The 20,922-nt window shown below is 61.4% G+C and carries 15 protein-coding genes; 13 read left to right on the top strand and 2 right to left on the bottom strand.

Going from position 1 to position 20,922, the window contains the following annotated elements; translation table 11 throughout:
• Positions 1 to 377: 377 nt before the first annotated feature.
• The 9 genes from ABIB80_RS19040 (at position 378) to ABIB80_RS19080 (ending at position 12,676) form a co-directional block, all read left to right on the top strand.
• Positions 378 to 2,081 carry an ABC transporter ATP-binding protein gene (locus tag ABIB80_RS19040; RefSeq protein ID WP_007601126.1) on the top strand — a complete coding sequence of 568 codons (1,704 nt, stop codon included), beginning with the start codon at positions 378 to 380 and terminating at the stop codon, positions 2,079 to 2,081.
• Positions 2,078 to 3,742: a peptide ABC transporter substrate-binding protein gene (locus ABIB80_RS19045; RefSeq protein WP_007601127.1), complete on the top strand. Its 1,665-nt coding sequence runs from the start codon at positions 2,078 to 2,080 to the stop codon at positions 3,740 to 3,742. The genes ABIB80_RS19040 and ABIB80_RS19045 overlap by 4 nt, the downstream gene beginning before the upstream one ends.
• 76 nt (positions 3,743 to 3,818) lie before the next feature.
• Positions 3,819 to 4,769, top strand: a complete 951-nt coding sequence (locus ABIB80_RS19050; protein WP_007601128.1) for an ABC transporter permease — start codon at positions 3,819 to 3,821, stop codon at positions 4,767 to 4,769.
• 36 nt (positions 4,770 to 4,805) lie between these two features.
• Positions 4,806 to 5,684 (top strand): ABC transporter permease, encoded by an 879-nt coding sequence (locus ABIB80_RS19055; RefSeq protein WP_007601129.1) that lies wholly within the window; start codon positions 4,806 to 4,808, stop codon positions 5,682 to 5,684.
• A 153-nt stretch (positions 5,685 to 5,837) separates the two neighbouring features.
• Positions 5,838 to 7,148 carry an NAD(P)/FAD-dependent oxidoreductase gene (locus tag ABIB80_RS19060; protein ID WP_007601130.1) on the top strand — a complete coding sequence of 437 codons (1,311 nt, stop codon included), beginning with the start codon at positions 5,838 to 5,840 and terminating at the stop codon, positions 7,146 to 7,148.
• An 87-nt stretch (positions 7,149 to 7,235) separates the two neighbouring features.
• Complete coding sequence (thrC, locus tag ABIB80_RS19065) at positions 7,236 to 8,804, top strand: threonine synthase (RefSeq protein ID WP_354128133.1); 1,569 nt, start codon at positions 7,236 to 7,238, stop codon at positions 8,802 to 8,804.
• Between the two features lie 253 nt (positions 8,805 to 9,057).
• Positions 9,058 to 9,930, top strand: coding sequence for a GNAT family N-acetyltransferase (locus ABIB80_RS19070; protein WP_007601132.1), 873 nt, complete (start codon positions 9,058 to 9,060; stop codon positions 9,928 to 9,930).
• Between the two features lie 11 nt (positions 9,931 to 9,941).
• Positions 9,942 to 11,135, top strand: a complete 1,194-nt coding sequence (locus ABIB80_RS19075) for an alanine racemase (RefSeq protein ID WP_354128134.1) — start codon at positions 9,942 to 9,944, stop codon at positions 11,133 to 11,135.
• Between the two features lie 83 nt (positions 11,136 to 11,218).
• Positions 11,219 to 12,676: an aldehyde dehydrogenase family protein gene (locus ABIB80_RS19080; protein WP_007601134.1), complete on the top strand. Its 1,458-nt coding sequence runs from the start codon at positions 11,219 to 11,221 to the stop codon at positions 12,674 to 12,676.
• An 86-nt stretch (positions 12,677 to 12,762) separates the two neighbouring features.
• Here the strand turns inward: ABIB80_RS19080 and ABIB80_RS19085 are convergent, their stop codons facing one another.
• Positions 12,763 to 13,665 (bottom strand): LysR family transcriptional regulator, encoded by a 903-nt coding sequence (locus tag ABIB80_RS19085; protein ID WP_354128135.1) that lies wholly within the window; start codon positions 13,663 to 13,665, stop codon positions 12,763 to 12,765.
• Positions 13,666 to 13,709: 44 nt separating this feature from the next.
• Here ABIB80_RS19085 and ABIB80_RS19090 point away from each other — a divergent pair, with 44 nt between their 5' ends.
• From ABIB80_RS19090 to ABIB80_RS19105, 4 genes are all read left to right on the top strand, one after another.
• Positions 13,710 to 14,777, top strand: coding sequence for a four-carbon acid sugar kinase family protein (locus ABIB80_RS19090; RefSeq protein ID WP_007601136.1), 1,068 nt, complete (start codon positions 13,710 to 13,712; stop codon positions 14,775 to 14,777).
• Entirely contained in the window at positions 14,774 to 15,778 is a 1,005-nt protein-coding gene (gene pdxA, locus ABIB80_RS19095) for a 4-hydroxythreonine-4-phosphate dehydrogenase PdxA (protein WP_007601137.1), read from the top strand. The genes ABIB80_RS19090 and pdxA overlap by 4 nt, the downstream gene beginning before the upstream one ends.
• Positions 15,778 to 16,812: a cupin domain-containing protein gene (locus ABIB80_RS19100; RefSeq protein WP_354128136.1), complete on the top strand. Its 1,035-nt coding sequence runs from the start codon at positions 15,778 to 15,780 to the stop codon at positions 16,810 to 16,812. The genes pdxA and ABIB80_RS19100 overlap by 1 nt, the downstream gene beginning before the upstream one ends.
• A gap of 329 nt (positions 16,813 to 17,141) precedes the next feature.
• A complete protein-coding gene (locus ABIB80_RS19105) occupies positions 17,142 to 18,461 on the top strand; it encodes an NAD(P)/FAD-dependent oxidoreductase (protein ID WP_219684600.1) in 1,320 nt (439 codons plus the stop codon).
• A 321-nt stretch (positions 18,462 to 18,782) separates the two neighbouring features.
• Here the strand turns inward: ABIB80_RS19105 and ABIB80_RS19110 are convergent, their stop codons facing one another.
• Positions 18,783 to 20,222 carry an FAD-binding oxidoreductase gene (locus ABIB80_RS19110; protein WP_354128137.1) on the bottom strand — a complete coding sequence of 480 codons (1,440 nt, stop codon included), beginning with the start codon at positions 20,220 to 20,222 and terminating at the stop codon, positions 18,783 to 18,785.
• Positions 20,223 to 20,922: the final 700 nt, after the last annotated feature.

The following is a 20,922-nucleotide window of genomic DNA, read 5'->3' on the forward strand; positions in this document are numbered from 1 at the left end:
CGACTCTGGGGTGATTGAAGCAGTCAAACTCGCGAATGCCGCGTCAATGTCGATCAATGGCAGAAGTTCTAAAGGGAAGCTGGATGAGCCTTGTCCAGGAACAGACCTCCACAAGAGCAATCAAGCTGGATGGGACTGTTAGCTCCAAGAACTTCGATTCAGTGATCGAGTTGGCCGCTCGTCCGATGTTTTGGCTTGAGCGACAGCTTTTTTTGCTGTTGAGCACCAAGCTTTGAATCATGTCGCACTCTCCGAACAGGGAATGGCAAAATGAGCGGCGAATTTTCGACCTGTCCGATCGTCGCGGCGGCAACAATGGCCGAAGAGCCAATCCGCAGCAGAACGACCCAACGCCGTTGAAAGGGGAGACTGTTCAAATGGCCTCTGCCTCTCAGGCTGTAGCTTCGGAAGATGTGGCACTCTCGGTGCGTGACCTGACCGTGAGCTTGCCGGCCGGGATGGAGCGGGCTCACGCCGTCGAGAACGTCTCCTTTGATCTGAAGCGTGGTCAGATACTGTGCATCATTGGAGAGTCCGGATCGGGCAAGTCGGTCACAGCCAATGCGATCATGGGGCTTCTGCCCAAGGCGATACGTGTTACCTCGGGTTCGATCGACCTGAATGGGACCAACATCGTAGCCATTTCGCCCGATAAGCTCCGCAACCTTCGCGGCCGCGTCGTCTCGATGATCTTTCAAGATCCGCTCTCAGCGCTCAATCCGCTGATGACCGTGGGCGCGCAGATCGAGGAAGTGATGGCAGCGCACGACGTTGGGACCGCGAAATCCCGTCGCAGCCGCGCCATAGACTTGTTGGTTGAAGTCGGTCTTCCCGATCCGCAACTCATGTATCACCAGTATCCATTCCGGCTTTCGGGCGGGCAACGGCAGCGGGTGATGATCGCCATGGCCCTGGCTCTTGAGCCCGCGATCCTGATTGCGGACGAGCCGACGACCGCACTCGACGTGACGACGCAGGCGCAGATCCTCAAACTGATCCGCGACATTCAGCGCCGCAAGGGAATGAGCGTGATGTTCATCACCCATGACTTTGGAGTCGTGGCGGAGATTGCCGATTCCGTTGTGGTGATGGAGAAGGGCCATTGCGTCGAGCAAGGCAGTGCCGAGCAAGTGCTCAAGTCGCCCAGTCACCTCTATACGCGCCGCCTGATCGCGGCCGTGCCGCACCTGACCGGCAAGGACCGCAATCCGTTGGAAGCCGCCGACAGGGCGTCAATCCTGAAGGTCGAGTGTCTGGTCAAGACCTATCGCAGCGGCAGTGCGCTTTTCCGCACGCAGCGCATCGTGACTGCGGTCAATGGTGTCTCGTTCGATCTCACGCAGGGCCGCACGCTAGGCGTTGTCGGAGAAAGCGGTTCGGGCAAATCGTCGCTCGGCCGGCTGCTGATCAAGCTCATGGAGAGCGACGGTGGCTCGATTCTGTTCGAAGGCCGCGACGTCGCCGGGCTTACCGAGGCCGAGTTTCGGCCGCTGCGGCCAAAAATCCAGATGATCTTCCAGGATCCTTTTGCGTCGCTCAACCCGCGCTCGACGGTCGGGCAAATTCTCACAGTAGGGCCGGTCGCGCACGGCGTGCCGCACAGAGAGGCTGGTGAGCGGGCGCGTGAGCTTCTGTCCCATGTGGGCCTGGATTCAGGCGCCTTTGAACGCTATCCGCACGAATTCTCCGGCGGGCAGCGCCAGCGCGTCGGCATCGCCCGGGCGCTGATGTTCAAACCAAAATTGCTGATCGCCGACGAAGCCGTCTCCGCGCTTGACGTGTCAATCCAGGCCCAGATCCTGAAGCTGCTGGACCAGATTCAGCGGGAGACTGGCGTCTCGATGATCTTCATCACGCATGATCTGCGCGTCGCCAGCCAGATCTGCGATGAAATTGCGGTTATGCATCGAGGACAGATCATCGAACGCGGACCGCCGTCGCAGATCTTCCTGGACCCGAAATCCGCCTACACGCGCGAGCTCGTCGCTGCCATCCCCGGCGAGCAGCCAAGGGGCGCTCGCGCGCTCGCGGGAGTCAATGAACACCGGCGGGACACAGCCAAGAACGAGGAGAGGTCATGACGGAAGCTTATTTTGACTCGAGCTATTCACGGCGCAATGCACTTCGATTGATGGTGGCCGGGGCTGCCGGCCTCGCTGCACCAGGCCTGTTGGGTACGCCCGCCTTCGCTCAGAAGGCTCCCGCCAAACCGAGCGGTCGCATCGTCGTCGGACTTGGACAAGAGCCGACAGTCTTCAATCCGCTGATGGTACACATTGAAGTCGATGATGGTGTCCATTTCTCGGTTTTTGACGCGCTGTTCCGGATCGACCCAAAAGGCGAGATTCAGCCCAACCTTGCCGTCGAAGTACCGAACCAGAAGAACGGCGGCATTTCGGAGGACGGTCTCAAATGGCACCTTCGTTTGCGTGATGATGTCCGCTGGCACGACGGCAAACCCTTCACGGCCGAGGATGTGAAGTTCACCCTCGAACTGATCACCAACCCGGACTTCCGGAGTTGGCGCACCGCCGGCCATGCCCTCGTGCGCGACATCACGGTGATCTCGCCCACGGAGATCTCGTGGCGAATGGAACAGGTTTTTGCGCCTTATCTGTCGTTCCTCACCGAAACCTTCATCGTGCCCAAGCACATCCTCGAGAAGGAGGCCAATCCAAACAACGCTGCCTTCAACCAGGCGCCTGTTGGCACCGGCGCGTTCAAGTGGGGCCAGCGGGTCGCAGGCGATCATCTCGAGCTCGTGGCTAACTCCGAATATTTCGGAGAAGGCCCTCACATCGAGAAGCTGATCTTCAAATACATTCCCGACCTCACCGTCCTCTACACTCAGTTCAAGAGCGGCGACGTGGACCTGATGGGGCAGCCGTACATCACAGCTGACCATTACGAGGAAGCCAAGGCGCTGGCGAACCGAGTTGTGACACTGGTCCCAAAGGCCTCATTCGAGTCCTTTTACCTGAATCTGGAGCGTCCACAGTTCAGGGAGCTTGCAGTCCGTGAGGCGCTCTATGCAGCCATCGACAAGGAATCGATTATCCAGGGGCTCTATTACGGCGTGCCGACTCCGACGGAGACCTTCATGCCGAGGCAGGCCATCTACTATAACCCCAATCTTCCAGCGCACGCATACAATCTGGACCGCGCGCGCCAGATCCTCGACCAAGCCGGCTGGATGCCCGGGCGGGATGGCATTCGGGCCAAAAGCGGCGTCCGCCTGTCCTTTGCCAGCTCGACCACTTCAGGCGATCCGCTTCGCGAGCAGGTGCAGCAGTTCTTGCAGCAGACATTTTCTCAGTTGGGCGTCGAGATGAAGATATCGAACTTGCCCGCCGCCGTGATGTGGGGCGAGTTCTGGCAGCAATCGCAATTCGATTCCGTGATCGTCGGTAGCACGTATCTGATCGGTGCTGACCCGGACGTGACCAATCGCTTGCACTCGCGTTCGATTAGAACGAAGGGCGGGCGTGGTTCGAATAATGCGCAGTATTCAAATCTAGAGGTCGATGCCTTGCTCGATCAAGGGGTTCGCAGCTTCGATCCGGACGCGCGGCGCACGATCTACCGTCGGGTACAAGAGCTTGTTCGTCGCGACCTGCCCTTCCTTCCGCTGTACCAGATCAATGCGGTCCAGGGTAACAAGAAAGGCATTTCCGGGGTCGCGCCGAACGTCAACACGCGCACTGAATCCTGGAACGCGCTGGCTTGGTCTTGGGCGAGTTGACGTATCGCCGCCCGGGGCCCGGATAGGCGCAGGGCGGCGACCGACTAGCCGCTGTCAAGTTAATATGGAGACTCGAATGCCCGGGTTCCTGCTCAATCGTTTTTCGCAGAGCATCGTGCTGTTGGTGATCGTCTCGATCATCGGCTTCACGGTGCTCAACTTCATGCCGGGCGGTCCTCTCGCGCAGTTCGGGCTGGATCCCGGCATGACTCAGAAGGACATTGAGCGACTGGCAGAGCAGCTCGGGCTGAACCGGCCGCTGTGGATTCAGTATTTTGATTGGGCTTGGCGGCTGGTTCAAGGCGACTGGGGACACTCTTTCCGCGACGGCACGCCGGTGCTGGCGGTGATTGGGCGTCACCTCTTCGCGACGTTGCTGCTCATGGGCACCTCCACGGCACTGGCCATTGCCATTGGTTCCTGGATCGGGATCCGCGGTGCCACCCACCGCTATTCCCTGTTCGATTATTGCGCGACGATCGGCGCCATGGTCGCGCTGTCGGTCCCGACCTTCTGGTTCGGCCTCGTCGGCATCTATATCTTCACGTTGAAGCTCGGTTGGGTGCCTGCAGGGAACATGTACACGATCGGCGACGGATCGGTGCTGGATTACTTGCATCACCTGATCTTGCCAAGCTTGGTGCTGTCTCTGGTCCATGTCGCGGTCTGGAGCCGCTACATGCGCACGGCGACTCTCGATGCGCTGAGCCAGGATTTCGTCAAGACGGCTCGCGCCAAGGGCCTGAGTGAGCGCCGCATCCTGCTGAAGCATGTCGTCGGCAACGCGCTGTTGCCGATGATCACGCTGGCTGGGGTGCAGTTGCCGAGCATTCTGACCGGCGCGTTGGTCACTGAGACCATCTTTACCTGGCCGGGAATGGGGCGGCTGTTTCTCGACAGCCTCGGCTACAGTGATTATCCGATGGTCATGGGGCTGTTGATATTCTCAGCCATCCTTGTCGTGCTTGGCAATCTCGTCGCAGACATCCTTGTCGCACTCGTCGATCCGCGCATTCGTCTCAGCTGAAGACGCAGGCTCGTGCCGTCAACAGGAGTCCCAATTATGACTGACATCGCCGCCCACCTCCCTCCAATTCGCTGGTGGCACAGCCGCGGGGTGCGCCGCTTCATGCGCCACCACCTGGCGCTGCTCGGATTCGCGATGATCGCCCTGCTCGTGTTGGCGTGCGTCTTGGGCCCCTATGCCTTGCCTTACGACTCGCTCCACATTGATATGCGCGCCCGTTTCGCTCCTCCGTTGAGTGGTCATCATTATTTCGGCACTGACCCGTTGGGGCGAGACTTGGCTGTGCGGCTGTTGATGGCTGGGCGCGTCTCACTGCTGGTGGGATTCTCCGCGATGTTGTTGTCAACGCTGATCGGAACGCTCGTTGGCGTGACCGCAGGCTATCGCGGCGGCTGGATCGGAGCGGCGCTGATGCGCACGGTGGATGGCTTTCTTTCCTTCCCCTCGATTTTCCTCGTGCTGGCGTTGGCGGCGACGCTCCGGCCCAGTCCGATGATGATCACTGTCATCATCGCTGTCACGAGCTGGATGGAGGTTGCCAGGATCGTCGAAGCCGAGGTCCGTTCGCTGCGCGAGCGCGAGTTTGTCCAGGCCGCGCGCATGGTCGGTCTGAGCGGCAGGCATATCATGCTTCGCGAAATTCTGCCCAATGCCACCGGTCCGATCATTGTGGCCGCAAGCCTCACCGTCGCCCGTGCGATTCTTCTGGAGGCCTATATCAGTTTCCTCGGTTACGGCATCCAACCACCGCTGCCCAGCTGGGGCAATCTGCTCAACGGCGCCCAGCAATATCTGGCCAGCGCTCCCTGGCTTGCCATCATTCCAGGCGCGGCGATTACGATCGCAGTGACCAGCTTCAACTTCATCGGCGACGGGTTGCGCGATGCGCTTGACGTTAGAGATGACCACATTTGACGGCTTGAGCCCAGGTGGCAGGCAGCGGACAGCGTTGAAGGCTATCCGGCAGAACCTCCTGATAGCGTAGACGTCGCAAGCACCGCGTTGGCTGATCAGAATCCGTCTTGTCAGTAATCCAAGGCCACCTTTAACACCCGAGAAGTCAGCGACATGCACGAGCCCAGAGCCGCAGAGAAGGACACGCCCTATTGGTGGGAAGCCGCACCACTTAGGTCGCTGCCTCAACAGACTCTTCCCAAGAAACTTGACGTACTGATCGTGGGCGCTGGCTATGCCTCTCTTTCGGCCGGGCTGGTGCTGGCGCGCGAGGGACGCTCGGTTGCGGCCTTTGACGCGATGACTCCGGGCGAGGGCGCCTCGACGCGCAACGGTGGAATAACCAGCGCAAGCATACGGCCGGATTACGCGGCGATCTCCCGACGCTTCGGCGAAGACAAGGCGTTGGCAATCGAGGCCGAAGGCAAGATCGCCCGCGAATTCCTTTACGATTTCATCAAGACTGAAGGGCTCGCCTGTGATTTCCGACTGGTCGGGCAGTTCAAGGGCGCGTTCGGATATGAGCAGTACGACACGATGGCGCGTAGCGCGGAAGTATTAGCGAAGAGGCTGCGGATCGAGTCTCACGCCGTACCCTATGCCGAGCAGCGCAGTTACATCGGCACCGATGTCTACCGGGGTGGAACAGTCCGGATGGATATCGGTGGGCTACAACCGGCGAAGTTTCACGCTGAACTGCTTCGCGTGGCGCTCGCTTCGGGCGTCGCGGTTCATGCGGACACGCCCGTCATCTCAATTGAGAGGGACGGCTCCGGATTCCGCATCGTGACCTCGGCCGGTTCGGTGCAGGCGCGTCAGGTTCTGGTTTGCACGAATGGCTATACTGATAGCGCCGTTCCCTTCCTGCGCCGCAGGCTGGTCCCGGTTCGCAGCCGGATCATTGCAACCGAGGAGCTCGCACCTGACGTCATGGCGCGGCTGATGCCCAAACGCATGATGATGACCGAGAACCGCCAGATCGGGTTCTATTACCGCCCATCGCCCGACGGCAAACGTATCCTGTTAGGGGGGCGCGACAGCTCTCGTGTCGGTAACCCGGTGGCTCCAAAGCTCCTGCTGCGCAAGGGGCTGGTGAACCTTTTCCCCGAACTCGAGAATGTTCGCCTTTCGCACAGCTGGTTCGGCAATGTGGCGATGAATCGCGACATGCTCCCGCGCATCTTCGAAGAGGACGGTGTGGTTTATGCCACTGGCTTCTGCGGTTCAGGCGTCGTCTGGGCGCCTTGGATCGGGATGCACGCGGCCCACAAGCTGATGGGAAACCACGAACGGGCGCGCACCGCCTTTGACTTCCGTCCGCCGGACTCCATCCCGCTCTATCGTGGCGATCCCTGGTTCATGCCCGCCATGATCTGGGGATATCGGATGCAGGATCATTTCGCGCTGTGGCGCGACCGCCGCTGACGGCTGGAAGCTCCATCGGGCATTCTCAAAGGTACAACCCGGGTCATGGAGCTGGCGGCACTGCCGCCTCTCGAAAGAAGAGCATCGATGCACTACGTATCCACGCGCGGACATTCAGGTCGCAGACAGTTCTGCGAGACATTGCTTGAAGGCCTCGCCGAGGACGGCGGGCTGTACGTACCTGAGACCTACCCGCGTGTGGACGCCGCTACATTGGATGCATGGCGTTCCTTGTCCTATCCCAGCCTCGCCTTCGAGGTCCTGTCGCTCTACGTCAGCGATATTCCGCCCGCTGACCTGAAGGCAATCTGCGAAAAGACCTACACGCCCGAGATATTTGGAGCCTCGAGCATCGTTTTGCTTCGAAAGCTGGAGACGCGGCTTTACCTCCAGGAATTGTCGAACGGTCCTACGCTGGCGTTCAAGGACATGGCCATGCAGTTGCTCGGCAATCTGCTCGAGTACGAACTGGCACGCCGGCACGACGAATTGAACATTCTTGGGGCCACCAGTGGCGACACCGGGAGCGCTGCGGAATACGCAATGCGCGGCAAGAAGGGGGTGCGGATCTTCATGATGTCGCCCCTCGGACGGATGAGCTCCTTTCAGCAAGCTCAGATGTTCAGCCTGCAGGACGCCAACATCCACAACATCGCCATAGATGGCGTGTTCGACGATTGCCAAGACATCGTCAAATGTGTGTCCAGCGATCTGGAATTCAAACGACGATATAAGATAGGTGCAGTGAATTCGATCAACTGGGCCCGACTGGTCGCGCAGGTCGTCTATTACTTCTCCGGCTATTTTCAAGTCTCCGAAGGGAGGTCAGCAGGCGTTGACTTTTCCGTGCCTTCAGGAAACTTCGGAAACATCTGCGCTGGTCATGTTGCGCGCATGATGGGACTTCCAATATCCCGTCTCGTCCTTGCGACCAACGAAAACGACGTGCTCGACGAGTTTTTCCGCACCGGCGTTTATCGCGCCAGAAGCCGAGCTGACACGCTTGAAACATCGAGCCCTTCCATGGATATTTCCAAGGCATCAAATCTCGAGCGGTTCATCTTCGATTTACTCGGTCGCAACGCCAGTCGGACGAAATCGCTGTTTGAGAACCAACTTCGGAAATGCGGTTCGTTCGACCTCAGCGGTGATCCCAGCTTCGTAACGGCGGCGGCGCGTTTTGGATTCCGCAGCGGCAGGAGCACCCATGCCGATCGACTGGCGACGATCCGTGACACGTGGGACCGCTACAACACAATGATCGATCCTCACACTGCGGATGGTGTGACGGTCGGGCGCATGCATGCGAACCCCGAGACGCCGATGCTTGTGCTCGAAACTGCACAGCCAATCAAATTCGCTTCGACGATCAAGGAAGCGTTAGGCCGGCAGCCAGATCGTCCGCAACGGTTCGATGGACTAGAAGGGCTGCCGAGGCGAGTCAAAGTCCTTCCCCCGGATGGACGGGCCGTGAAGAACTACATCGCCGACGTCGTGCAGGGTGCGACGTGCCGAAGGGTCGGTTTCGGATCGAGGAGTGTTTCAGCCTCGGCCATATCTACGGAGTTGTCATGCGACGAGGTTCGCAACGCAAAAGCGACCGCGACGTTGCAAGCACGCCTGAGGATGGCGACCGGTGTCAGCGGACGCGAGTAAAGTTGCGGTCGGCCCTCACGGGTTCGGCGGGTCTTGGCGCGAAGCTGACCTTGGCGCACGAGCCGCTGACAGCAGATTGTCTCTTCTACCGTATCATCAATGCAATACCCTGCCGAACTTTGCGTCAGTCTGATCGCGTAATGCTGTCGGAGCCAAGGTACGCTGCAATTCGTGTGAACATCGTCAGACGGACCTCGCCGTGTCAGGCACTGACGATTAGTCCGGTAACCCAAGCGAGAGACGTCGACGCATCATGGCAACCGCAGCTACCCAGGCCGGAGATCGCGCGAACGAAGACGTGGCCCTGATCCCTTTCGCGAGAGCGCACCTGAAAGGTGCGCTGAAGCTCTCGCAGGAGATGTCTTGGCCGTATCTGCTCAAGGATTGGGAATTTGCGCTGCAGCTTGGCCGCGGTTTCGTGGTGACGAGTGCGGGTGCTGTGGTAGGGACCGCGCTGTGGTGGCCTTACGGCGACACCCATGCTTCCGCCGGAATGATCATCGTCTCGAAAGCCGTTCAGGGACGGGGTTACGGGGCCCGGCTGATGGACGCGCTGCTCGCGGCGGCACGACCACGGATCATCACGCTGAATTCGACGGCAGAGGGCCTTGCGCTTTACGCACGCCGCGGCTTCGCGAGCATCGGCATGCTGCACCAGCATCATGGCGTTCCTCGCCAGCGCCGCGACACGCCGCCGCTCGCAAACGTCAGATTGATGGTTCCATCGGACTTCGGGGCGATCGTGGAGCTCGATCACGAGGCCTCCGGCTGGACGAGGCGCGAGATGCTGAACCGGCTGATCGAGGTCGGCGACGGCTACGTCCTCTTGCGTGACGGCACGCCCCGCGGCTACGCCATTTCCCGTCTCTTCGGCCGCGGGCATGTCATCGGCCCTGTGGTTGCCGAGAGCCCGACTGATGCGCGCGCATTGATCGAGGCCGCGCTCGCGCCCCTCGGGAGTGTCTTCGTCCGGATCGACACCTCTGCCTCCTCGCAGCTCGGGGACTGGCTCGAAAGCATCGGGCTGCAGCAGGTCAGCGACGCCACCACCATGGTCCTGGGGGCGCAGACGCCATCGACCGGGCCAGCGCGCAGGTTCGCGGTCGCCAACCAGTCGTTCGGCTAGGAGACCTTGAGATGCAACGCTGGGATATGCGCGGGATCGATGTCCACAACGCCGCGCCATGCGAAATAGCCGCGACGGTCGGCGCGTTGGCGACGCCGGCCCTCCTGCTCGACAAAGACCGGCTGGATCGCAATCTCGCCCGTCTGTCCTCTCGTATGGCCGCGGCTGGCGTCGTGCTGCGCCCCCATATGAAAACCGCGAAATCCATTGAGGTCGCCCGGCGCGCCTATCCCTCCGGGCCCGGGCCGATCACCGTCTCCACCTTGGCGGAGGCTGAGTACTTCGCGCAGTACGGTTTCCGTGACGTGACATATGCCGTCGGCGTGGCACCGCACACCGCTGAAAGGGCGATCCGTCTCCGCAAAGCCGGCGTTGACCTTAAGGTGCTGCTCGATTCCCCTGAACAGGCGGCGATGTTGGGCACGGCCGCGCACGCCGCCGGCGTGACGCCCTCCGCCTTCATCGAGATCGACTGCGACGGCCATCGCGGGGGGCTGACCGCCACCGATCCCAAACTCATCGCCGTCGCGGCGGCCCTGGCCGAGGCCGGCGTCACGCTCGCCGGCATTCTCACCCATGCCGGCGAATCCTACAGCCTTTACACGTCCGATGCTCTCGTCGCGGCAGCAGAGAACGAAAGGGCCGTGGCCGTGGCGGCCGCGGAGACATTGCGGGCGGCGGGGCATGAATGCCCGGTCGTGAGTGTCGGTTCGACGCCGACCGCCCATTTCGCCGATGACCTGACCGGTGTCACGGAGATGCGGGCCGGCGTCTACATGTTCTTCGATCTGGTGATGCACGGCGTCGGTGTTTGCACGACCGACGACATCGCGATCTCGGTTCTCGCCACCATCATCGGCACGAAGCCGGAGAAGGGATGGATCTTGGTCGATGCGGGCTGGATGGCACTGTCACGCGATCGCGGCACCGCGGCGCAGCGGGTTGACCAAGGTTACGGTCTCGTCTGCGATCTGTCCGGCCAACTCTATCCGAACCTGATCGTCGCGCAGGCGAGCCAGGAGCACGGCATCCTCGCCGTCAGGTCCGGATCGGCTGCAGCCCTCCCGCATATCCCGATCGGCGCGAAGGTCAGGATTCTGCCCAATCATGCCTGCGCGATGGCGTCACAGCACGAACTGTACAATGTCATCTCGGCGGGAAGTGACGCAATCGAAGCTCAGTGGCCGCGGATGCGCGGCTGGTAAACCTGAAACAGAATCGGGCGGCGATTTGCGCATGCCCAGCTTCCGCTGGTCGGCGCCTATTACCGGATCAAGGATCGCTTCCAATGACCTCGGCCGTTCGACACCTGACGGAAGCCGGCTTCCTCGGCAAATTCTACATCGACGGAGAATGGCGCAAGCCCAGCGGATCGGCGATGGCGGTCGTCGTCAACCCGGCGGCCGAGCAGCCAATCGCCGAAGTCGCGCTCGGAAACGACGAGGACGTGGAATACGCGGTCGCCGCGGCCAGACGAGCCTTCGCGGGCTGGTCTTGCAAGCCGGCTCCGGAGCGTGCAGCGCTGCTCGACCGGATCCATGGTTTGCTCCTGGAGCGGCTCGAGCTGTTCGCGCAGGCGATCACGAGCGAGATGGGGGCCGCTATCACCTATGCGCGCCGCGCCCAGGTGCCGCTGGCCGCCGAACATATCCGCGTCGCGCGTGACAATCTCGCGACCTATTCTTTCATCAGCCCGCGCGGCAGCACCGCCCTCATGCGCGAGGCGATCGGCGTCTGTGGTCTCATCACCCCTTGGAATTGGCCTCTCTACCAGATCACAGCCAAGGTCGGTCCGGCGCTCGCGGCGGGCTGCACGGTGGTGTTGAAGCCAAGCGAATTGTCGCCCCTGAGCGCCTTGCTGTTCGCCGAGGTGATGGACGATGCCGGTTGTCCGCCCGGCGTATTCAACCTCGTCAATGGGACCGGTCCCGTCGTGGGCACCGGTCTGGCGTCGCATCCGCAGGTCGACATGGTCTCGATCACCGGCTCGACCCGTGCCGGAGTTCTCGTTGCGCAGGCGGCTGCGCCCACCGTCAAGCGCGTCGCCCAGGAACTCGGTGGCAAGTCGCCAAATATCATTCTGCCGGATGCCGAGCTGAGCCGGGCCGTTCCACTCGGCGTCGGCGCCGCTTTCCGCAATCTCGGCCAATCCTGCAGCGCGCCGACGCGCATGCTTGTGTCCCGTTCGCAGATGGCGGAGGTTGAGGCTCTCGCTGCGGCGGCTGCTTCCGAAATAGTGGTCGGCGATCCGCTTTCGGAATGCACGACCCATGGTCCGATCGCCAACCGGCCGCAGTTCGAGCGCGTCCAGACTATGATCGACGTCGGCCTGGAGGAACGCGCCAAGCTTGTCATTGGCGGGCCGGGGCGGCCCGACGACCTTCAGATCGGCCTCTATGCGCGGCCGACGATCTTCTCGAACGTCCGTCGCGACATGAGGATAGCTCAGGAGGAGATCTTCGGCCCGGTGTTGTCTATCATTCCATACGATTCGGTTGACGAGGCGATCGAGATCGCCAACGACACGGTCTACGGCCTCGGCGCGCATGTGCAGGGCACTGATATGGACACCGCGAGGAAAGTGGCTGGGCAGATCCAGTCCGGTCAGGTCCATCTCAACTATCCCGACTGGGATCCGAACGCACCTTTTGGCGGATACAAGCGTTCCGGGAACGGCAGGGAATACGGCTGCGAAGGCATGGAAGAATATCTCGAGACCAAAGCCGTTCTCGGATTTTATCAATGAAACGCTACCTCTAGGGCGAGCCGTTCAAAACTAAGATGCTGCATGCAAGGTAGCGCCGAGCCCTTGAGGAGCGCGAAGTTAAATCATTAGATCAGATTGCACTGTTCCTGCAGCCATGAAGCAAGATAGTTCGCTTTCCCAGACAGTTCAGTTTCTCCCGCCCAGATAAGGCCATAGTGGCTTTCGTCAGGATCGAAACCGGCAGGTGCGATGAGCCGCCCTCTATCTACGTCGTCCGTTGCAAGGACCCGCGGGCTGAGGGCACCGCCCAATCCGGCCAATGCTGCTTCAACGATGAGGAAGTGGTGATCGTAGAAGCGTATCTCCGTGGGGCGCCGCACCGACGGGTGGGTGGAAAGCCACCGCGACCAAGCGTCCGCCCGAGTCTTCGAACCTAGGGCGATGTAGTTTCCTGAGGCAAACACCGGCGCGAGCTGAGGGCTCATGACCGGTCCTACCCTTTCAGGAAAAAGGCGCCGGACGTGCCACGCCTCTGGGAACGCAAAGTCGAGCCGACGTATAGCAAGATCGATCCGATCGCGGCGAAACTCGACGGGGCCGCCGGCGACTGAGAGATGTAGAGCGATGTTAGGATGGACGGCCTGAAAGTTTGCAAGCCGTGGAATAAGCCAGCGCATAGCGACTGAAGGCTCGCATGAGAGAACGAGGGAATTCTGCTGTGCGTTGGCAGCACGCAAGCTCTCAACGGTTGTCGCCAGCTCGGTGAAGAAACGGCCGAGGGTGAGGTTGAGCACTTCTCCAGAAGCCGTGAGGCGCAAGCCACGTCCGCTTTTTTCAAAGAGTTTGAAGCCAAGGTCTTCCGAGAGTTTGGTGATACGGCGGCTCACAGCCCCATGGGTCAAGGCAAGGCTGTTCGCGGCAAGCCGAACCGACCCCAGCCGCGCAGTGGTCTCGAACGCACGTAAGTCGTCCAACGAAGGTATTTCTGATCGCCTCATTGGTGACCTGATATCACTGATGTAGCGCAAAAACTATCGCTTTTCATGCTGGATTAGCTTGGCATAATTGATCCATGCGAACCAATGGCGAATACACAATCGGTATTCTGGCCGATGACCTGACCAGCGCCGCCGATGGGGCCGGTCCGTTTGTCGAGCGGTGCCTGCGAGCCGTTGTCGGCCGACGTCGGAGGCCGCTAGAGGATGCAAAGATCATCGCCGTCGATAGCGGATCGCGATCGGTACCAGCTTCGCAAGCGGCACAGCGGGTGTCGGAACTTGCCGAGCAGCTCGCTTCACGGGATGTCCTCTACAAGACCGTGGACTCGACTCTTCGCGGGCATGTGACGGCCGAGATGGAAGCGGCCTTCGTGGCAAGCGGCCGCAAGATGCTGGTCTTTGCACCGGCGTTCCCCGGCGCTGGGCGTACAACCGTCAGCGGCATTCAGCTTGTGGGCGGCATTCCTGTCGCGGAGACCGAATACGGTCGCGACCCCGTCCATCCTGCGCGACATTCTCGGCTGGCTGAGCTCGTTCCGGCCTCCATTGGAAGCGTCGTCATCCTTGATGCTGCGACACAGGCCGATCTCGACAAACAAGTTGCCGCCCTGCCGGATCCGGAGTCGATCCTATGGGTGGGCTCTCCGGGCATGGCCCTTGCTCTGGCGAAGCGTCTTGCGCCGCTTGCGGTGGCGTCGAACGTGACCGTCACGGTTTGTGGCGACATTCTTGTTGCTATCGGCAGCGCCAATCCGCGCAGCCATCGTCAGGCCGACTGCATTGCAATGGAGCCTGGAATCGCTCTGCTGCGGGCTCCGATCGAACGGATGAATGATCCCGGATCCGTCCTGCACGACATTGCCCAAACTGCGGCTCGACGGTTGGCCGACGAGCGTTTCGACATGGTGATCGCCACAGGCGGGGACACCATGGAGGCGATCCTGGATGGCCTGGACATTTATGAGTTCGAGATCCTGCAAGAGCTCGAGCCGGGCTTTCCGCTTGGCCGCACGTCCCTCGGAGATGGACGAGAGCTACTGATCGCCATGAAGGCAGGCGGCTTTGGCGACGACGATACGCTGCGTCGTGCGATCACGCAGCTCCGCCTCGGCACCTCGGTATCAGAACTGGTTGTATCATGACCCAATCCGCTCCCCTCGCCATCACAATGGGCGATGCCTCCGGCATCGGCCCGGAGATCGTGGCGAAGACATTGGCCAAAGCCGGCGAAGGCACGGTCGTATTCGGCAGCTACGTCGTGATGGAGAATATCGTCCACCGTCTGGGCCTCGAGCTGACGGTCAGGCGTATCGCCGGACCTGAAGAGGCGCGCTCTGAGCCGCGGTCCATTGAGGTTGTCGAGGCGACGCAAATCATCGCGCCGCCTCCGCTCGGGAGCGTCAGCGCCATGTCCGGCCAAGCTTCCTTCGATGCCATCGTCGCCGCCGTCGCGGCAGCCAAGGCCGGCAAGGTCAGCGGCATCGTCACCGCACCGATCAACAAGGAAGCGATGGCAAACGCGGGCATTCGCTATCCCGGGCACACCGAAATCCTCGCCGACTATGGTGGTGCGAAGCGCGTTGCGATGATGCTGGCGAACGACGATATCCGCACGGTTCTCGTCACCATCCACACGTCGCTGCGCAAGGCCATCGACCAAGCGGATTTCGATGCCCAGATGTCAGCGATCCGGCTCGCAAATGAGGGCGGCAAGGCCCTCGGGATCGCGGCGCCGCGCATTGCGGTCGCAGGGCTCAACCCCCATGCCGGCGAAGGTGGTCTCTTCGGCGACGAAGAAATCCAGATCATACGGCCTGCGATCGAAGCAGCCCGCGCCGAGGGCGTCGACGCCAGTGGCCCCTGGCCCGGGGACACTGTCTACATGCAGGCCCGCAAGGGCCGCTTCGATGTGGTCGTGGCCCAATATCACGATCAGGGCCTGATCCCGGTGAAATATCTCGGCCTCGAAAAGGGTGTGAACATCACGCTCGGCCTGCCGTTCGTCCGTACAAGCCCTGATCACGGCACGGCATTCGACATTGCAGGCCGAGGCATCGCCGACACCGGCAGTCTCGAGACCGCCCTGACTTACGCGCGAAGGCTCGTCGCCGCGCAAATTAAGACCAAAGAAGGGGTAGTCTAATGGGCCTTCGCTTCATCTTCATGCTCACGCGCAACGATCGCACCGTCGAGGACGCCTCTGAACAACTCAAGACCGCCCTCAGCCTTGGCGTTCGCCACATCGGTTTCAAGGACATCGGCCTGCCGATCGATCGACTCAAAGTTCTCAACCAGGTCATCAAGGCAGACGGCGCCACCTCCTATCTCGAAGTCGTCTCACTCGACCGGCAAAGTGAGATCGTTTCGGCGAAAGCGGCGGTTGAAATCGGCGTCGACGTCTTGCTCGGCGGCACACGTCTTGACGACGTGCTGCCGATCCTTGCTGGCACCGGCATTCAATACTGCCCCTTCCCGGGTCGCATTACCGGTCACCCGAGCGTGCTCGAAGGGAGCATCGAGGAGATCGTTGAGAGCGCCAAGGCGCTCGCCCTGCGGGAGGGCGTGTATGGCCTCGACCTGCTCGCCTATCGCTCCAAGGAAGACGTCCCGGCCCTCATCAAAGCGGTGTGCGCGGCGGTGCCCAAGCCCGTCTATGTGGCCGGCTCGATTGATACGCCTGAGCGGATCGCCATCCTGAAGGACGCAGGAGCCGCCGGCTTCACTATCGGCACGGCCGCGTTGGACGGCAAGTATCCGGCCGACGACAAGGACGTCGCTCGCCAGCTTGGGGCCATCATTCGTGACGTGGCCTCCCTGAACCGACATCTCTCCCCACTCCACAAGAGGAACCTGGCCAACTCGTTCGGGCAGCTCAAGGAGACTTGGTCTTCGAAGATCGCGGGTCAGATTAACGACATGCAGATCAAGCTCGCCAAGTTCGCGGGCGAGTTCGCCTGGCGCTTTCACAGGAGCGGTGACGAACTCTTCCTCGTGCACAAGGGCCGCCTGCTGATGAAGTTCCGTGATCGGGACGAGATCATCGAGCAAGGCGAGTTCATCGTGGTCCCGCATGGGGTAGAGCATTGCCCTGTCGCGCTGGACGACATCTGCGAGGTCGTGCTGCTCGAACCCGGCACATCCATGGATGCCGGCACCGCTCACGACCTCGAAGGCTAGACCGTCTGCCTGCGATCGGAACAAACGCCCGACGCTCGTGGTTCAGGACATCACTCGTCCCGGTGTCGCCGACCCAATCGCGACGGTCTGGGTCCATTTTGCTGGGGCATCGAAAAGCGGTCCGGTCTCCGTGGACAAGCAGGTCGCGTCGCCATTGCGCCGAACTGGGACGATCGCGCTTGAGCAGCTCGTATCGCACAAGCGCTCAAAAACCCGAACATCTTGCGAAGTTCTAGGTGATTTCAGCACATTCTATCGCGCGCACGATGCGATGAAGGGCTGATCGGAACTTTGCTTCCGCATTCTTGGCAGCTGAGGTTCGTTGGAACATGTCGCCCCAAGTCGAGCGCATTCACAGCGATGAGCGTCTCCCGGTCGAGGCCGACGTCGTCATCGTCGGCGGCGGCATCCTCGGCTCTACGGCCGCCTATTACCTGGCGAAGCGTGGCCTCTCTGTGGCGCTGCTCGAGAAGGGCCACGTCGCCTGTGAACAATCGAGCCGAAACTGGGGTTGGTGCCGCCAGCAGAACCGCGACCGGCGCGAACTGCCGCTCTCGGTGCTCTCCATGCGGCTGTGGGACGAGCTCACGCGCGATATCAATCGGGACCTAGGATTTCGGCGCTGCGGTCTCGTCTATGCGACCCACGACGAGGCTGTGCTCGCGGGCTGGGAAAAGTGGCGCGAGCTCGCCAGGGAGTACGACGTCGACACCCGGGTGCTGAGCCGGGCGGAGGTGGCCGAGCGCGTCCCCGAAGCGCGCGGCAAATGGGTCGGTGGGACCTATTCGGAGCGGGACGGCAAGGCCGAACCTGCGCTGGCCGCGCCGGCTATCGCCGAGGGGGCCAGAACTCTGGGCGCCACGATCCACCAGGGATGCGCCGCGCGGGCGCTCGACTTGGCCAATGGCAAGATTGCAGGCGTGCACACGGAGAAGGGCTATATCAGAACCAGCGCGGTGCTGTGCGCCGCCGGCGCCTGGTCCTCGCGCTTCCTTCGGCCGCTCGGAATCAGTTTCCCCCAAGCGAGCATCCGGCAGACCGCGCTGCGTTCTACCCCGACAATCAACATCGGCGAGGCGGTCTCAACACCCTACTGCACGATCACGCGCCGACTGGACGGCAGCTATACGCTTGCGATCAGCGGCAAGGCGAACCTCGAAATCACGCCCCAGGCGATCAGGTACAGCCGGGAATTCATGCCGCAGTTCTTGCGTCGCCTGAAGAACGTCAGGATTGGTGTCGGCCAATCGTTCGTTTCGGGGCCGGATTCAATGGCGGCGTTGCTGACCAACGATCGGATCTTCGAGCAGAATCGCGTGCTGGATCCTCCGCCCTTGAAATGGCTGGTGAACCAAGTGGTGAAGAGTGTCCGGAAAACCTTCCCCCAACTCGGCGAAATCAAGATCGATAGCGCCTGGGGCGGCTTCGTCGATTGCACGCCTGATGCAGTGCCTGTCGTGTCGAAGGTGGACGGGGTGGAAGGCCTCGTCCTCGCGGCGGGCTGCTCGGGTCACGGCTTCGGTTTGGGCCCGGGGCTCGGCTATCTGGCCGCACAGCTTCTCGTCAACGACACGCCTTGCGTCGATCCCGCACCGTTCCGGCTGTCGCGTCTGACCGACGGCTCGAAGCTGAACATCTCCGCCATCTGAAGATCGAGCCGGAAGTCAGGCTGACGCGTACCGAGCGAAGCCAAGGTTCCGGCAGACGAGTGAGCGGGACTCCATGTTTCCGCGCCGTCAAGTCCGCCGGCTTATGGACGCAAAACGGTAGGAGTTGGTCGAGTTCGTCAGGTTCTACGAAGAAACCTCAAGCTGCTCACGCGACGGCATCAGGAATTCCTCCCCAACCTGAGCCACTCCTTCGGAGTGGCTCTTTCTTTAAGGACAAGGCGATTTGGGCAATCGAGGTACCCCAGCCGACGATGCACCGTTCGACCCGCGACGAAAGATCGCCAGCGCGCCGCCGATGATTCAAGAGGCAGACGTCTCGCCCAGCGGACGAACGATTGCGCCGGCGTTCATGATATCAGCCGGATCAAAGGCGGTCTTGATCCGGCGCATCGCCGCGATACGCCCAACATCGCCGTATCGCTCCAGAAGGTGCTTTTTGAAACGACCGACGCCGTGCTCCGCGCTGAACGTGCCGCCGAGCGCCGCGGCCGTGTCGTAGAGTTGCAGCGACAGGCTGCCTTCGATCCGCTCGGTGAACTCCAGTCGGTCGACATCGGGAGGAACGAGCACGTTATAGTGCAGATTACCGTCGCCGACATGGCCATAGACGGACAGCTCAAGGTCGGCGTCATACGATCGCACCTGCGAACCGGCCAAATCCAGAAAGTGTTGAATAGACGAAAGCGGCACCGAGATGTCGTGCTTGACCGATCCGTTCCGGCATTTCTCGCCCTCGGGGATGGTCTCGCGGAGCCGCCACATCGCGGTCCGCTGCGATCCGCTCTGCGCCAGCAATGCGTCCTCGATCCATCCGGACTCTATCGCCTCGGCCAGAACGGCTTCCATCAGTTCGTCGAGATCGAGATGACGTGAGGAAGAGGCGAACTCGACGAGGACGGCGCCTGCTGGGCCCGCTCCAAGCGAGGGGGGGTCGGTCATTGCTGCGGTTGCGAGCGCGATGGATCGGGCCGCCATGAATTCGAAAGTGGTCAGCAGATCCGCGGACTCGCGACGGACCAGGGCGAGAAGCTCAGCGAGCGGGGCGCCGCTCGCGAGCTTCAGCCAGGCAGTAGCGCGGCGGGTCGGCAAGGGCGCGAGACGCAACACTGCGCCGGTGACGATGCCGAGAGTCCCCTCGCTTCCGACGAAGCACTGTTTGACGTCATAGCCGGTATTGTTCTTCCGCAGCTTGCGCATGTCGGACACCACCGTCCCGTCCGGCAGCACCGCCTCGATTCCGAGCAGCAGATCGCGCGTCATCCCGTACCTGACGACCGACAGCCCGCCCGCGTTCGTGCCGATGTTGCCGCCGATCCTGCAACTGCCTTCCGCGCCGAGGCTGAGCGGCAACAGAAGTCCGGCAGCCGCCGCGGCGTCCTGTATGTTCTTCAGGATGACGCCGGCATCGACAGAGATGCTCATGGAGACGGGATCGATTTCGCGGATCCGGTCCATCCGCTCGAGGCTCACGACAATCTGGCGCCCGGAGGCATCCGGCGTCGCGCCGCCGCAATAGCTGGTGTTGCCGCCTTGTGGAACAATTCCGATACCGTGGTGCGCCGCCAGCCGTACAATGTCGGCGACCTGCTTTGTCGTCGCCGGCTTCAGCACGGCAAACGTCGAGCCCGTGAAGAGCTGGCGCTGATCCGTTGTGTAGGCCGCGATCCGCCCTGGATCGTCAACGACGCCCCTGTCGTCCAGAAGATCGCGAAAGGCGTGAACGTGGACCGACTGAGACATGCTCCAGCTTCCAATGGGCGTTATCGGATCATTTTCGCGCGTTTGTGCGGCATTGTTTGCCGTTCGGTCGCGGTTCCGAAGACACCAATGCCGAAATGCCACGATGTTCGGCAGTTTGCGCCGGTGCAGCCTCGTATTGAACGCCTTCATCGCGAGTCCCTTCGGATTTCGGAGGAGGCAATCGATGACTCGGCAGACAATCTATCGGAGGCCAGTATTTCGAAAAAGCGCGCCAGTTCGACCGCGTCGCCACCTACTCAACCTGTCGTTCGACGAGAGCGACCGGCTGCGGCTCCGTCGGAATCGTGAATTTCACGTGGACGCATGGACGTGCGTGGACCGCGCGAGAACGGCGGCTTCTGGCGGGCTATCAAGGTGCGAGGCCGGGAGTTAAGCTGCCCTCCGGTAAGAGAACAGCGCCTCCACAGTAGTGGGCCCAGCCATGTAGCGGTCTCCTGACTCGAACCCCCGACGCCTCGTCCTGTCGCGTGCTGCGCGTATTTGGTACCGGGACATTCCGACAAATGGAAATCCAATTGTGGATTTAATGCACGTTCAACGAGTCTTTTGTCGGAATGGCCATTGATCTTACAGATAAATCATACGCCTCTTAATCAGCGGGTCCCAGGTTCGAGCCCTGGTGCGCCGACCACTCTCAAGCGATGGGCCCGCAAGCACGCTTTCCTCCTAAAACCGAAAC

Source organism: Bradyrhizobium sp. i1.15.2, from assembly GCF_040548425.1.
In the GTDB taxonomy this organism is placed as follows: Bacteria; Pseudomonadota; Alphaproteobacteria; order Rhizobiales; family Xanthobacteraceae; genus Bradyrhizobium; species Bradyrhizobium canariense.